Source organism: Pricia antarctica (genome assembly GCF_900101815.1).
GTDB classification, from domain to species: domain Bacteria; phylum Bacteroidota; class Bacteroidia; order Flavobacteriales; family Flavobacteriaceae; genus Pricia; species Pricia antarctica.
In genome coordinates this window covers 374737-387125 of record NZ_FNAO01000003.1, presented here as the reverse complement: position 1 = coordinate 387125, position 12389 = coordinate 374737, and the positions used below count along the sequence as shown (strand labels likewise).

Annotated in this window: 15 protein-coding genes; all 15 read left to right on the top strand. The window is 41.9% G+C overall.

The window, feature by feature from the left end:
* The first annotated feature begins 128 nt into the window (after window positions 1-128).
* The 15 genes from gcvH to BLT07_RS06950 all read left to right on the top strand — a co-directional run bounded on the left by gcvH (window position 129) and on the right by BLT07_RS06950 (window position 12372).
* Window positions 129-509: a glycine cleavage system protein GcvH gene (gene gcvH / locus BLT07_RS07020; protein ID WP_091867147.1), complete on the top strand. Its 381-nt coding sequence runs from the start codon at window positions 129-131 to the stop codon at window positions 507-509.
* Entirely contained in the window at window positions 502-903 is a 402-nt protein-coding gene (locus tag BLT07_RS07015) for a VanZ family protein (RefSeq protein ID WP_091867145.1), read from the top strand. Before gcvH ends, BLT07_RS07015 begins: the two co-directional genes overlap by 8 nt.
* 54 nt (window positions 904-957) lie before the next feature.
* On the top strand, window positions 958-1662 hold the full coding sequence (locus BLT07_RS07010) for an energy transducer TonB (protein WP_091867143.1): 705 nt from the start codon (window positions 958-960) through the stop codon (window positions 1660-1662).
* 233 nt (window positions 1663-1895) lie between these two features.
* Window positions 1896-2810, top strand: a complete 915-nt coding sequence (gene cyoE / locus BLT07_RS07005) for a heme o synthase (RefSeq protein WP_091867141.1) — start codon at window positions 1896-1898, stop codon at window positions 2808-2810.
* 16 nt (window positions 2811-2826) lie between these two features.
* Window positions 2827-3408: a cytochrome c oxidase subunit 3 gene (locus BLT07_RS07000; protein WP_091867139.1), complete on the top strand. Its 582-nt coding sequence runs from the start codon at window positions 2827-2829 to the stop codon at window positions 3406-3408.
* A 104-nt stretch (window positions 3409-3512) separates the two neighbouring features.
* Window positions 3513-4502, top strand: coding sequence for a cytochrome c oxidase subunit 3 (locus BLT07_RS06995; RefSeq protein ID WP_091867137.1), 990 nt, complete (start codon window positions 3513-3515; stop codon window positions 4500-4502).
* A 35-nt stretch (window positions 4503-4537) separates the two neighbouring features.
* Window positions 4538-4921 carry a cytochrome C oxidase subunit IV family protein gene (locus BLT07_RS06990; protein WP_091867135.1) on the top strand — a complete coding sequence of 128 codons (384 nt, stop codon included), beginning with the start codon at window positions 4538-4540 and terminating at the stop codon, window positions 4919-4921.
* A gap of 319 nt (window positions 4922-5240) precedes the next feature.
* The gene (locus BLT07_RS06985) at window positions 5241-5873 is read left to right on the top strand and encodes a hypothetical protein (protein ID WP_091867133.1); all 633 of its coding nucleotides are present in this window, start codon (window positions 5241-5243) and stop codon (window positions 5871-5873) included.
* A gap of 64 nt (window positions 5874-5937) precedes the next feature.
* Window positions 5938-6663: an SCO family protein gene (locus BLT07_RS06980; protein ID WP_091867131.1), complete on the top strand. Its 726-nt coding sequence runs from the start codon at window positions 5938-5940 to the stop codon at window positions 6661-6663.
* A complete protein-coding gene (locus BLT07_RS06975) occupies window positions 6663-7196 on the top strand; it encodes a DUF420 domain-containing protein (RefSeq protein WP_091867130.1) in 534 nt (177 codons plus the stop codon). Before BLT07_RS06980 ends, BLT07_RS06975 begins: the two co-directional genes overlap by 1 nt.
* 167 nt (window positions 7197-7363) lie before the next feature.
* Window positions 7364-7597 (top strand): hypothetical protein, encoded by a 234-nt coding sequence (locus tag BLT07_RS06970; protein ID WP_091867128.1) that lies wholly within the window; start codon window positions 7364-7366, stop codon window positions 7595-7597.
* A 292-nt stretch (window positions 7598-7889) separates the two neighbouring features.
* Window positions 7890-8591 (top strand): ABC transporter ATP-binding protein, encoded by a 702-nt coding sequence (locus tag BLT07_RS06965; protein WP_091867124.1) that lies wholly within the window; start codon window positions 7890-7892, stop codon window positions 8589-8591.
* Complete coding sequence (locus BLT07_RS06960) at window positions 8584-9813, top strand: ABC transporter permease (protein WP_091867122.1); 1230 nt, start codon at window positions 8584-8586, stop codon at window positions 9811-9813. The genes BLT07_RS06965 and BLT07_RS06960 overlap by 8 nt, the downstream gene beginning before the upstream one ends.
* A gap of 1 nt (window position 9814) precedes the next feature.
* Window positions 9815-11077, top strand: a complete 1263-nt coding sequence (locus BLT07_RS06955; RefSeq protein ID WP_091867120.1) for an ABC transporter permease — start codon at window positions 9815-9817, stop codon at window positions 11075-11077.
* Window positions 11078-11220: 143 nt separating this feature from the next.
* Entirely contained in the window at window positions 11221-12372 is a 1152-nt protein-coding gene (locus BLT07_RS06950) for an efflux RND transporter periplasmic adaptor subunit (protein ID WP_091867118.1), read from the top strand.
* The last annotated feature ends 17 nt before the right edge of the window (window positions 12373-12389 follow it).

The following is a 12389-nucleotide window of genomic DNA, read 5'->3' as shown; positions in this document are numbered from 1 at the left end:
GTCGCGTTTGACATTGCTCCAAGTTTTAATATTTTTCCGGCTCCTCTCATTTCACTGCCAAGATTATACATTTTCCTTGAAAATCGAATCGGAATCATTTACATTTGCTCTCTCACAAAAAAAAACGCATGAACATCCCATCCGATTTAAAATACACCAAAGACCACGAGTGGATTCAGCTTGACGGCGAGATCGCAACTGTAGGTATTACCGATTTTGCACAGGGCGAGCTAGGAGATATCGTTTATGTCGAAGTCGAAACCCTTGACGAGACTTTGGAAAAAGACGCTATTTTTGGAACCGTTGAAGCCGTTAAGACCGTATCCGACCTCTTTCTTCCGCTAAGCGGCGAGATTATCGAATTCAACGAAGCCTTGGAAGATGCTCCTGAAAAAGTCAACTCCGATCCTTATGGCGAAGGGTGGATGGTAAAGATAAAGATCAGCGACATCTCGGAGGTCGATGGATTGTTATCGGCGGCGGAATACAAAGAGGTAGTAGGTGCTTAAGACACGAAAGTTTGCCATCGCCTTTTTCGGTTGGATGGCTTTTGTAACCTGGGCCAGCCTATCCACTTTTCCTGATGATGATATGCCCGGAATCAACATTCCCAACTTTGATAAGGTAGTGCATTTTTGCTTCTATTTCGGTGCTGCGGTTTTGGGAACATTTTTTATCCGTGAAACTACCCATGGCAAATCCTCATTAGTGAGAACCTTGATATTTGTGGCGTTAGGAGCGATAATCTTTGGTATAATAATTGAGGTTTTACAGTACAGTTTTACACTTGATAGGCAGGGCGACCCTTTAGATGCGCTGGCAAATAGTTGTGGGGCAATTATGGGCGTATTGGCAATGAATTGGCTCTTTTCTAGGCCGAAAGGATTAAAATGGAAAAATTAATTGCTTTTTAAGAGATTATTTAATTAAATTAGCAAACACTAAAATGTAAAGGATATGGAACCCAAAAAGAATCCGAAATCAGATGTAGGCCGAAGTAGCGGACTGTATTTTGTAATAGGCCTTGCCGTCACAATGGCTGTGGTGTATGCCGCCTTCGAATGGAAAACCTACGATGAGGTCAACAATTACGATATCTCGATGAATGTTGACGATGCCCTCGATGAAGAGGTGCCGATGACCGAGCAGATTAAAACCCCACCGCCCCCACCGCCCCCTGCCGCTCCAGAAGTGATAGAGGTGGTCGAAGATGAGGAGGAAGTTGAGGAAACCATTATCGAGTCTACCGAGACCAGTCAAGATGAAGAAATTATCGAGGTGGAAGATGTCGAAGTCGAGGAAGAGGTCGAGGATGTCGATGTACCTTTCGCGGTCATTGAAGATGTACCTATTTTTCCTGGTTGTGAAAGTGAATCGGACAAAAGAGCCTGTTTTCAGGAAATGATGCAAAAACACATCAGCAAAAACTTCCGTTATCCAGAAATCGCTCAAGAAATGGGCGTGCAAGGTCGGGTATCTGTAATGTTTACCATACAAAAAGATGGTAGCATCGGAAATGTAAGGATGAGAGGGCCAGATAAAAATTTAGAAGCAGAGGCTGCTAGAATTATCGGCAAACTTCCAAAGATGACCCCTGGAAAGCAAAGGGGTAGGGCCGTAAGGGTACCTTTTAGTATTCCGATAACATTTAAGCTTCAGTAGAAAAACATTGTAATACCTTAAAATCCCGCGTTCGTTCGAATTGCGGGATTTTTTATTTTGCGTATTGCGTATTGCCTATTGCCTATTGCCTGCCGCTTATTGCCTGCCGCCTATTGCCTATTGCTTGCCTACCGACCGCTGCCTACAGTTCTCGTTCAACCTGATATAAATAGTCATCTTCCGTTGCAGAAAATAACCCTACTCCCTATCTTTGCACTCCGAAAAGAAGGTGTATGAAGACTGCGGTCAACACGGCAAAAAGCGCTACTTGGACATTGGCTTTTGCCGATTTTAAAGAAATCACCAAGGCTAGGCTGGCCGTAAGCGTGGTCTTTTCTTCCATTGCCGGTTATTTTCTCGGGGCCTACCAAATTGATTTTGTTTCCATACTCCTTTTGGCTTTCGGCGGGTATTGTATGGTAGGGGCATCCAATGCCTACAACCAAGTCATCGAAAAAGATCTCGATGCCTTGATGAACCGGACCAAGAACCGGCCGATTCCTGCTGGTCGTATGTCCGTCAACAAAGCCATGGGTATTGCCATTACTTTGACTGCTTTAGGTGTCATTGCGTTGTATATACTCAATCCCAAAACGGCCATGTTCGGGGCGATTTCCATTTTTTTATACACAAGTGTTTACACTCCCTTGAAGACGAAGACTCCTTTAGCGGTATTTGTGGGTGCATTTCCCGGCGCGATTCCCTTTATGCTGGGTTGGGTAGCGGCAACCGGTGATTTCGGAATTGAGGCCGGCACCCTTTTTATGATTCAATTTTTCTGGCAGTTCCCCCATTTCTGGGCCTTGGGTTGGATGTTGCACAAAGATTATAAAAAAGGCGGATTCAAAATGCTGCCTACGGGGAAAAGAGATAAAGGCACGGCAGTACAGATTATTATGTATACCATTTGGATGCTCGTCATTTCGATTATTCCCGTTTTCGGGATTACCGGAAGATTACAGCTTTCTATCCCTGCGGCCATCCTAATTTTTGGCATGGGTATGGTCATGCTCGTATTTGCCTTCCTTCTGTATGAAAAACGCGACAATACCACCGCAAGAAAACTGATGCTGGCCAGCGTAAGCTACATTACCTTGATGCAAATTGTATATGTTATTGATAAGTTTATGGGCCCGTTAACTAACTAGTTTACTAATCAAAGCAATGGATTTAACACAAAGTACGGACAAAGAAAAGAACGAAAGGGCAAAAAAAATGATGCTGTGGTTCGGTATCGTAAGCCTCGTGATGGGTTTTGCGGGGTGGACAAGCGCGTACATTGTAAGTAGCTCTCGCGACGATTGGGCCAGTGATCTGCAGTTGCCGCAATCCTTTTATATAAGTACGGCGATTATCATATTGAGCAGTCTTACTTATGTTTTGGCAAAGAAGGCTATCAAAGAAGATAACCGGGATATGTGTACCAATTGGTTGTGGGCAACTTTGGTCTTAGGTATTGCCTTTATTATATTCCAATTCCGTGGATTTTCTGAAATGGTCGCACAGGGCTATTATTTTACCGGACCAACGAGTAGCATTAAACTATCGTATGTTTTCTTGATCGCTGCAGTACATATCGTGCATGTGGTGGCGGGTATCATTTCCTTATTGGTCGTTTTGTATAACCAAATCAAGAAAAAGTACGCCGCCCAAGACTATTTGGGTTTATCCCTAGGGGCTACGTTCTGGCACTTTTTAGATTTTCTATGGCTTTATTTGTTGTGCTTTATGTATTTCGTGGGGTAATAATGCATTCAATTGTAAATAAAGGCGTATTTCGTAAAGATTCGGCTTTCGTTTCAAAAAAGAAAACTATATTTTTGTGCAAACTTTAACCATACTTTAAGTAAATGGATACTACTGTAACAACGGAAATGGCGGAAGAGAACGTCTGGGGTGGAGGTAATCGGCCTTTAGGTGCCAGTTATGGCAAATTGATGATGTGGTTTTTCCTGGTTTCGGATGCCTTGACCTTTTCCGGTTTTTTGGCGGCCTATGGTTTTTCGAGATTCAAGTTTATCGAAACTTGGCCGATAGCCGATGAGGTCTTTACACACGTGCCTTTTTTTCACGGTAACTACCCCATGATTTATGTGGCGTTTATGACGTTTATTTTGATCATGTCTTCGGTAACTATGGTGTTGGCCGTTGATGCGGGACATAAAATGAAGCAGAATGCCGTGATATGGTATATGTTTCTTACGATAATCGGAGGTGCGATTTTCGTAGGTTCACAAGCTTGGGAGTGGGCTACTTTTATAAAAGGTGATCACGGTGCGGTAGAGACCAAAGGTGGTAGAATCTTGCAATTTCTCGATGTAGAAACTGGAGAACGTGTTGCATTGGCTGATTTTGCGAAAACCATTCCTGATGTCCGTGTTGAACATGATGAACCGGAAGGTTTATGGTTCGAGTCTGAATCTTTTTTGCCAAGTTTTTCCATGAATGAGGTAGAGGAAGGTCTTATGGCCAACCCCAATATTGTAATCCGTACGGAAGCTATTTTACAGGAAGGGGAAATGGAAGGCCATAAAACCGTGTTGACACGCGAGCAGTCCCTCGAAAAGATAAAGGAAGGTGTTGAAGTGGTCGAAGGGGCCAATTTAGTTCATAATGAATATGGTAGCCGTCTATTTGCCGATTTCTTTTTCTTTATTACCGGTTTTCATGGTTTCCACGTTTTTTCAGGGGTCATGATTAATATTATTATCTTTTTCAACGTAGTGCTTGGTACCTACGAAAGAAGGGGCCATTATGAAATGGTCGAAAAAGTGGGACTCTACTGGCACTTTGTAGATCTGGTGTGGGTATTCGTATTTACGTTCTTCTATCTAGTATAATTTATTTGTAATCTATAATTAATCCATTTAATCAAATGGCACACGAACATAAACTGGCAATTTTCAGGGGGACCTTGAACTTCAAGAACAACGTTCAAAAAATATGGGGGGTACTTATATTCTTGACGGTAGTAACTGCCATCGAGGTGACCTTGGGTATCACAAAACCCCGAATCCTGACCCATTCCTATATTTTGGGAATGAAGGCACTTAACTGGATATTTATTATTCTTACCTTAGTGAAAGCCTATTATATTGCATGGGATTTCATGCACCTTCGCGATGAGAAAAGTTCATTGCGCAGAGCGGTGGTGTGGACACCGATTTTCCTTGTAGCCTATTTGATATTTATTCTTCTTTTCGAGGCCGATTACATCTACAATGTATACAAAGATGGCTTCATTACCTGGGATTTCTAAAGATAAACTAAGTGATATCGAGTGTAGTTTTTTGAATAATACTGAGAACGAGTTAAACAGATTTTCAGGGGATACTCGGATTTTAACAGCATACTAAGACGGGTTCAAAACCGTCTTTTTTAATGAATCGCTAATTTGTGGTTTCAGTTTTTTTTCAGATAAAATCACAAAATAGAAGGCTTAAATTCACCTTGCCCCTTTTTGACGAGGTCTATTGATTCTTACCCTAAATTTGATTAGGCCTCCGTTATGAAAATGTTATGAGTTCCCGTATTCTCACTGATCGATTCTGTTATATCTTTGGGTTTTGAATCAAACTATGAAAAAGACGTTTGTACTTGTAACGCTATTTGTTTTGCCCATTGTGGCCTACCTCTTTTTTGCTTCGGGAGTAACAAATTTCGGAAAACTCCCAGTACTTACCGAGTCCATTGGCGATGTGGCCGATATGGATAAAACGATTTCCTTAAAAAACAAGATAACCATCCTCGGATTCTTAGGGGAAGACATCAAACAAAAAAAAGGCAACGCCTTTAATCTCAATCAAAAAATATATAAGCGCTTTTTCGAGTTTGACGATCTTCAATTTGTAATGATCGTTCCGAAGGGAAGCGAGTTTAAAGTAGCTGAACTGAAAAGTGAACTGGGGCATCTGGTCGATATCAAAAAATGGTATTTTATCTATGCCGATAAACCGGACATAAAACGCTTTTTTTCCGGATTAAAGACCGATTTGGCCCTAAACGATAATTTGGGCACGCCCTATGTTTTTATAATAGATAAGGATATGAATTTGCGAGGTAGGACGAACGATGAAAACGGGGGCAATACATTCGGGTTTAATACCGCCTCCGTGGCGGAGCTCAACAATAAGATGGTAGATGATGTAAAGATAATATTGGCGGAATATCGAATGGCGTTGAAAAAGAACAATGCCGTGCGAGAGAAGTAATGCGCAGTAAAAATAGCAATAGAAAGTTTATTGGATTTCTATTTTATCAAGCTAAGTAGCGGCTATGGACAAAAAATACACCTACATCTGGATATCTTTAATTATTTTAATCTTTGGCATTATTGTAATACCCACAATCGTTGACCGTATAAAGAGCGGTACCATTGTACAAAGTGATAGGATGGACGTGAGCAGTAAAACCGGCACATTGTCTTATATAACATTTGAAGGAGAAAAACGAAGAGTACCTTCCTTTGAATTGGTCGATCAAGATAGTTTGTTGATAACGGACAAAGATTACCTCGGAAAGGTGTATGTAGTCGAGTTTTTCTTTACCAGATGTCCGTCAATATGCCCGATAATGACCGAAAATTTGGTAAATCTACAAGAGGAATTTGAAGATAAGAAGGATTTCGGAATCGCCTCTTTTTCCATTACGCCTAAGTTTGATACCCCCGAGGTTCTGAAAAACTACGCAGAAAAGCATGGCATTAAGAATCTTGATTGGCATTTGATGACAGGGGATAGAGAGGAAATCTACACGTTGGCCAATGAAGGCTTCAATATTTTTGCTGCTGAAAATGCCGATGCACCGGGCGGATTCGAGCATTCGGGATTGTTCGCATTGGTCGATAAACAGGGGTATCTCCGGTCGAGAACCGATAGTTACGGTAATCCGATCGTGTATTATAGAGGAGCAATAACAGAGGCGCAAGAAGAGAACGACCATGGCGAAAAAGAACAGATTTCCATCTTAAAAAAGGATATCAAAAAACTGTTGGAAGAATAATGGACCCTTATTCGAAAAAAGAAAAAAAGCTGAATACCCTGATTACCGTGGTGTCGATAGTGGTCCCCGCCGTGGTCGCGTTATTATTCACCGTCAAGATACCGAATGTAGAGCGATTAGGCTTTTTGCCACCACTGTATGCGTCCATAAACGCACTTACAGCATTCCTTCTGATAATTGCCCTTTGGGCCATTCTGAACGGCAAGCGCCGGTTGCATCAAAATCTGATGACGACTTGCATAGGTTTGTCGGTGTTGTTTTTGGTGATGTATATTGCGTACCACATGACTGCTGATTCTACATCTTTCGGCGGGGAAGGGATCATTCGTTATGTATATTTTTTCATTTTGGTTTCACATATCTTTTTATCCATAGTCATAATCCCCTTGGTGCTTAAGACGTACACATTCGCCTATTTGAAGAATTTTAAAAGTCACCGAAAATGGGCCAAGATTACCTTTCCCATTTGGTTGTATGTGGCGATTTCTGGGGTAGTGGTCTATTTGATGATTTTCCCATATTATGTAACTTGAGCATGAACTCATTTAGACTTCTTGTTTAGAACCGAGAATATGGTCTTGTGAAGCTAGATGAAGTCATTTTTTAATAGCATAGCAGGGCTACCGTATTCAAAAATGAGGAAATATAGCTACAAAATGTGGTATTATTAGGTAAAAGAAAAAGTCTAAATGAGTTCTAGATGAAAAAGAGTGTAATAATTGTAATAGGAATAACTTTTTACTTATTTCCAGAGGTAATGGAAGCACAATGCGCTATGTGCCGGGCCGTACTTGAAAGTAATGGCAATACTTCGACGGCCGAAGGCATAAACAATGGGATTGTCTATCTTATGGCCATACCTTACATCGCAATAGCCATACTGGGCTATTTTGTTTATAAAAAGATGAAGCCAAAAACCGCTCAAGAAGTTTAACATTTTTTTAAGGTCTTGAGATGTAACAAGTTCTAGTTTGAACAGTCTTTTCATTTGTGGTAACCCCTGCCATATTCATCAAACAATGAGCCCCTTCGGGTTCAATAATCATCGGCTTCATGTTCGACATCGAAAGGTGGCAAGAAATTTTAGATACCATCCGTAAAAATAAATCACGGCCTCTCTTCACGAATTTTTAACACAATATTTTGAGAGTAACTTGTAACAATTAAAGAACTTACCAGTCTAATTGCCTGATTAGTAAAAGCGGCGAACCACAAACAGCGATACCATGATCGAAATCAAAGACCTTCACAAATCCTATAAGATGGGAACCAATACCCTTCACGTTTTAAAAGGATTGAATTTTACTATTGCCGAAGGCGAACTTGTGGCCATTATGGGATCATCCGGATCGGGGAAATCCACGTTATTGAATATTTTAGGCATGTTGGATGAGCTGGATGAGGGGTCGTACACTTTAGATGGTGTTCCCATTAAAAATCTCAACGAGACAAAAGCCGCGAATTACCGCAATAAGTTTTTGGGTTTCGTTTTTCAGTCCTTCAATCTTATCAATTACAAAAACGCCATGGAAAATGTGGCTCTGCCGTTATACTATCAAAAAGTCCCAAGAAAGGAACGGGAAGAAAGGGCACTAAAATATTTAACTCAGGTAGGTCTCAAAGAATGGGCGACGCATCTTCCCAACGAGTTATCCGGTGGACAAAAACAGCGTGTAGCTATTGCCCGTGCCATGGCAGCCGAACCCAAGGTGCTGCTCGCTGATGAGCCTACGGGCGCGTTGGATAGTACGACATCGTATGAAGTGATGGATCTTATTCAAAAGATAAACGACGACGGGAACACTATATTAATTGTCACCCATGAAGAGGATATCGCCCATATGTGCAAGCGTATCGTGCAGTTAAAGGATGGTATCATCGTGGAGGATAAGTTTGTGGAACAGGTAAGGGCATCGCAATATGTTTAGCAGGGACAATTGGAAGGAAATCTTCCAGACCATACAAAAAAACAAGCTCCGTACTTTCTTGTCTGGGTTTACCGTGGCGCTGGGAATCCTAATTTTCGTCGTTCTTTTCGGCTTCGGCAACGGACTCATCAATACCTTCGATGACTTTTTTGGTGACGATGCGACCAATGTTCTTTTTGTTTTTACGGGAAGGACTACAATGCCATATAAGGGGTATAAATCAAATAGGAACATTGAATTCGAGAACAGTGATCTCGACGATATCGAGAAAAACTTTCCTTTTTATCTTGATTATATATCTCCAAGAATTATTCGCCAAGATACGGTCAAGTACAAAAATGAATCCAACAGCTATTCTACTTGGGCCGTTGCACCTTCCCACCAGTTTGCCGAGATGACCATAATGATGAAGGGCCGCTATTTGAACGAGCTCGATATCGAGAACAAGACCAAGAACGCGGTGATAGGTAGGCTGGTCGAACAGGACCTTTTTGGCACAAAAAATTCCGTGGGCAAATATATCGATGTGGGTGGCGTTGCCTATAAGGTCATAGGCGTTTTTCAGGATGATGGCGGAGATCGAGAAGAGCGGAACATTTTTATACCGTATACCACCAAACAACTTCTAGATAAAAACACCGATAAAATCGATGCCATCGTGCTCGGTTTTAAGCCTGAATTGGGCTACGCAGGGGCTATGGCTTTCGATAAAGGTGTTGATGAGTTCTTACGGGAAAAGAAATATATAAGTCCCCAAGACCAAAACGGGATTTTCATTCGCAACGTGGCCGATCAACTGAAACAGAATCAGCAGTTTGCAAGGGTGTTGCAAATGATCGTCAGTTTTGTGGCTTTCGGTACCATAATCGCCGGAATTATAGGTATCAGTAACATTATGGTTTTTGTTGTCAAAGAGCGTACCAAAGAATTGGGCATACGTAAGGCTTTGGGTGCTACCCCGAAAGCGGTGATAGGCACTATATTATTGGAGTCCGTTTTTATCACGACCGTTTCCGGTTTTGTAGGCATGCTCATCGGAATTGCCATATTAAGTTCGATGGGCGAAAAATTGAAGGATTTTTTCATTACCAATCCTTTTATAGATACGGGCACGGCTGTTTTTGCGACCGTTCTTCTGATAATTTTTGGAGGTATTGCAGGGTATATCCCGGCGAGAAAAGCGGCACGTATTAAACCCATTGTTGCACTAAGAGACGAATAATATGCAATTTTTATTTGACAGAAATACATGGCAGGAGATTTTCGGTTCTATCAGCAAGAACAAGACGCGCACTGTTATCACTGTTATTGGCGTTCTGTGGGGCATTTTTATTTACATAGCTCTTTCTGGCGCCGCCAAAGGAATGGACAATGGGTTTGAGAGTATGTTTGAGACCATAGCGAAAAATAGTATGTTCGTCTGGGCACAAAGTACAAGTATGCCATATGAAGGCTACAAGACCGGAAGGCAGATGCAACTGAAATTAGGCGATGCTACGATGATAGAGAATCGCATTCCTCAAGTCGAGTATATCGCGCCACGAAATGTAATGGGTTTTTTCGGTTCGCCACCGGCCACTATCGGGCGAAAAAACAAAACAGGTAGCTATACCCTATTTGGCGATTTCCCCCAGTTTACCAAAATTGCACCAAAGAAAATATATGACGGGGGACGTTTTATCAATGACGAGGATATCGATCAAGCCAGAAAAGTTGCCGTAATCGGTGAACGTACCCAAAAGGAACTTTTTGACAAAGATGAAGACCCCATAGGCGGATTTATAAAAATAGATGAAGTCTATTTTCAGGTCGTCGGGGTACACAAGTTCGAACAGAGCGGCGGATTCGGTGGAGACGGCGATATCTTTATTCCATTTTCCACATTTAAAAAATTGTACAATACAGGCGATAATGTGGGCTGGTTTTCTATTGCCGCCTATGATGATGCCGATGTAATTAAAGTTGAAGAAAACATAAAAAATCTTTTAAAGAATATTCACCATGTTCATCCTGCTGACGACCGTGCTTTTGGGTCGTTTAATCTAGGTGAGCAGTTCAATAAAATTGTAGGGTTTGCCGATGGCATCACTTTTTTATCACTCGTTGTTGGCATCGCAACTATTTTAGCAGGAGTGATCGGCATAGGAAACATTTTATTGATTTCGGTAAAGGAACGTACGAAAGAACTAGGTGTTCGAAGGGCCTTGGGGGCCACCCCTGCCGAAGTGCGTAACCAGATTATATTGGAATCTGTTTTCTTGACTGTTATCGCAGGGATCATGGGAATCATAATAGGCGCGATGACCTTGGCTATGATAGATAGCTTTACACAAGACATTGAATTTCCCTATACGAATCCGACCGTGCCCATTCCTTACGTTCTTGGGGCCTTGGTCATAATGGTGGTGCTCGGTACCTTAATCGGACTTATACCCGCCCAGCGCGCCGTGAGCATAAAACCTATCGATGCGCTTCGAGAAGAGTGAATCTCCAGTCAAATACAATACAAATCCAAAAATTGAAAAATGTCAATTTTTGAAATCAACACATAAAACACCATTTTAAATTAAAAATTAGTGCACTACTGTAACCATCAACCCTAAACAATAAACAACAAACACTTTTCAAAATGAACAAAATCGTTAAATATATCCTCATTGGGGTCTTAGTGCTCGGCGCATTGTGGGCCGCAGCATTCTTCATCAAATCCAACAGTAAGTCAGCGGTAACATACGAGGTTCAGAATCCCTTTATTACCAATATCGAAAAGAAAACCGTGGCTACCGGTAAATTGATTCCTGAAGATGAAATTGAGATCAAACCACAAATTTCGGGCATCATTCAAAAAATGTATAAGGAAGAAGGCGATAAGGTAAAATCGGGCGATTTGATTGCCATGATTAAGGTAGTGCCCAATGAGCAGGCCTTGAATCAGGCACGTGGCCGCGTTAGAAATGCCGAATTGGCCTTGAACAACTCCAAAATCGAGTATGATCGAAACAAGACGTTGTTCGATAAGGGGGTTATAGCCAGTCAGGATTTCAACACCTTACAATTACAGTTCAATCAAGCGCAACAGGAAATTGAGAATGCCAGGGCAGATTATCAAATTATCCGAGAAGGTTCGGCAGGTGGTTCGTCGAGTGCGAACACCAATATCAGGGCGACCGTTGACGGCACCATTTTGGAAATTCCTGTAGAGGAAGGTGATCAGGTCATCGAAAGCAACAATTTCAACGATGGTACTACCATAGCCACCATTGCTGATTTGAGCAATATGATTTTTGAAGGAAAGGTCGATGAAGGCGAAGTGGCCAAGTTGAAAGTGGGCACACCCTTAAAAATCAATCTCGGTGCGGTAGAAGGCAAGGAATTGGATGCCAAGCTCCGTTTTATAGCACCCAAGGGAATCGAGGAGACCGGAGCGGTACAATTCAAGATCGAAGGCGACGTAGAGGTCAACGACGATATTTTTATCCGTGCGGGGTATAGTGCCAACGCATCATTGGTACTCGAAAAGAAGGATAGCATTTTAGTAATTCCCGAAGCCTTGCTGCAATTCGATAAAAAGACGGACAAGCCCTATGTAGAAATTGCTGACGGTGCCGTCGAAGACCAAAAGTTTCTTCGGAAGGACATTGAAATCGGAATTTCCGACGGGGTGAACGTTGAAATTGTTTCCGGACTCACAGAATCCGATAAGGTAAAAGTGTGGAACAAAACGGAGCCCATCAAGAAAGGGGATGATGAAGAAGAGGAGGTAGATTCTAACGAAGAGTAAAAGACATCAATCAAAAC

What these genes read in the sequence shown, in the direction of transcription:
- gcvH (WP_091867147.1), top strand. Translation starts at nt 129, where the DNA reads ATGAACATCCCATCCGATTTAAAATACACCAAAGACCACGAGTGGATT.
- BLT07_RS07010 (WP_091867143.1), top strand. Translation starts at nt 958, where the DNA reads ATGGAACCCAAAAAGAATCCGAAATCAGATGTAGGCCGAAGTAGCGGA.
- cyoE (WP_091867141.1), top strand. Translation starts at nt 1,896, where the DNA reads ATGAAGACTGCGGTCAACACGGCAAAAAGCGCTACTTGGACATTGGCT.
- BLT07_RS07000 (WP_091867139.1), top strand. Translation starts at nt 2,827, where the DNA reads ATGGATTTAACACAAAGTACGGACAAAGAAAAGAACGAAAGGGCAAAA.
- BLT07_RS06995 (WP_091867137.1), top strand. Translation starts at nt 3,513, where the DNA reads ATGGATACTACTGTAACAACGGAAATGGCGGAAGAGAACGTCTGGGGT.
- BLT07_RS06990 (WP_091867135.1), top strand. Translation starts at nt 4,538, where the DNA reads ATGGCACACGAACATAAACTGGCAATTTTCAGGGGGACCTTGAACTTC.
- BLT07_RS06985 (WP_091867133.1), top strand. Translation starts at nt 5,241, where the DNA reads ATGAAAAAGACGTTTGTACTTGTAACGCTATTTGTTTTGCCCATTGTG.
- BLT07_RS06980 (WP_091867131.1), top strand. Translation starts at nt 5,938, where the DNA reads ATGGACAAAAAATACACCTACATCTGGATATCTTTAATTATTTTAATC.
- BLT07_RS06975 (WP_091867130.1), top strand. Translation starts at nt 6,663, where the DNA reads ATGGACCCTTATTCGAAAAAAGAAAAAAAGCTGAATACCCTGATTACC.
- BLT07_RS06970 (WP_091867128.1), top strand. Translation starts at nt 7,364, where the DNA reads ATGAAAAAGAGTGTAATAATTGTAATAGGAATAACTTTTTACTTATTT.
- BLT07_RS06965 (WP_091867124.1), top strand. Translation starts at nt 7,890, where the DNA reads ATGATCGAAATCAAAGACCTTCACAAATCCTATAAGATGGGAACCAAT.
- BLT07_RS06960 (WP_091867122.1), top strand. Translation starts at nt 8,584, where the DNA reads ATGTTTAGCAGGGACAATTGGAAGGAAATCTTCCAGACCATACAAAAA.
- BLT07_RS06955 (WP_091867120.1), top strand. Translation starts at nt 9,815, where the DNA reads ATGCAATTTTTATTTGACAGAAATACATGGCAGGAGATTTTCGGTTCT.
- BLT07_RS06950 (WP_091867118.1), top strand. Translation starts at nt 11,221, where the DNA reads ATGAACAAAATCGTTAAATATATCCTCATTGGGGTCTTAGTGCTCGGC.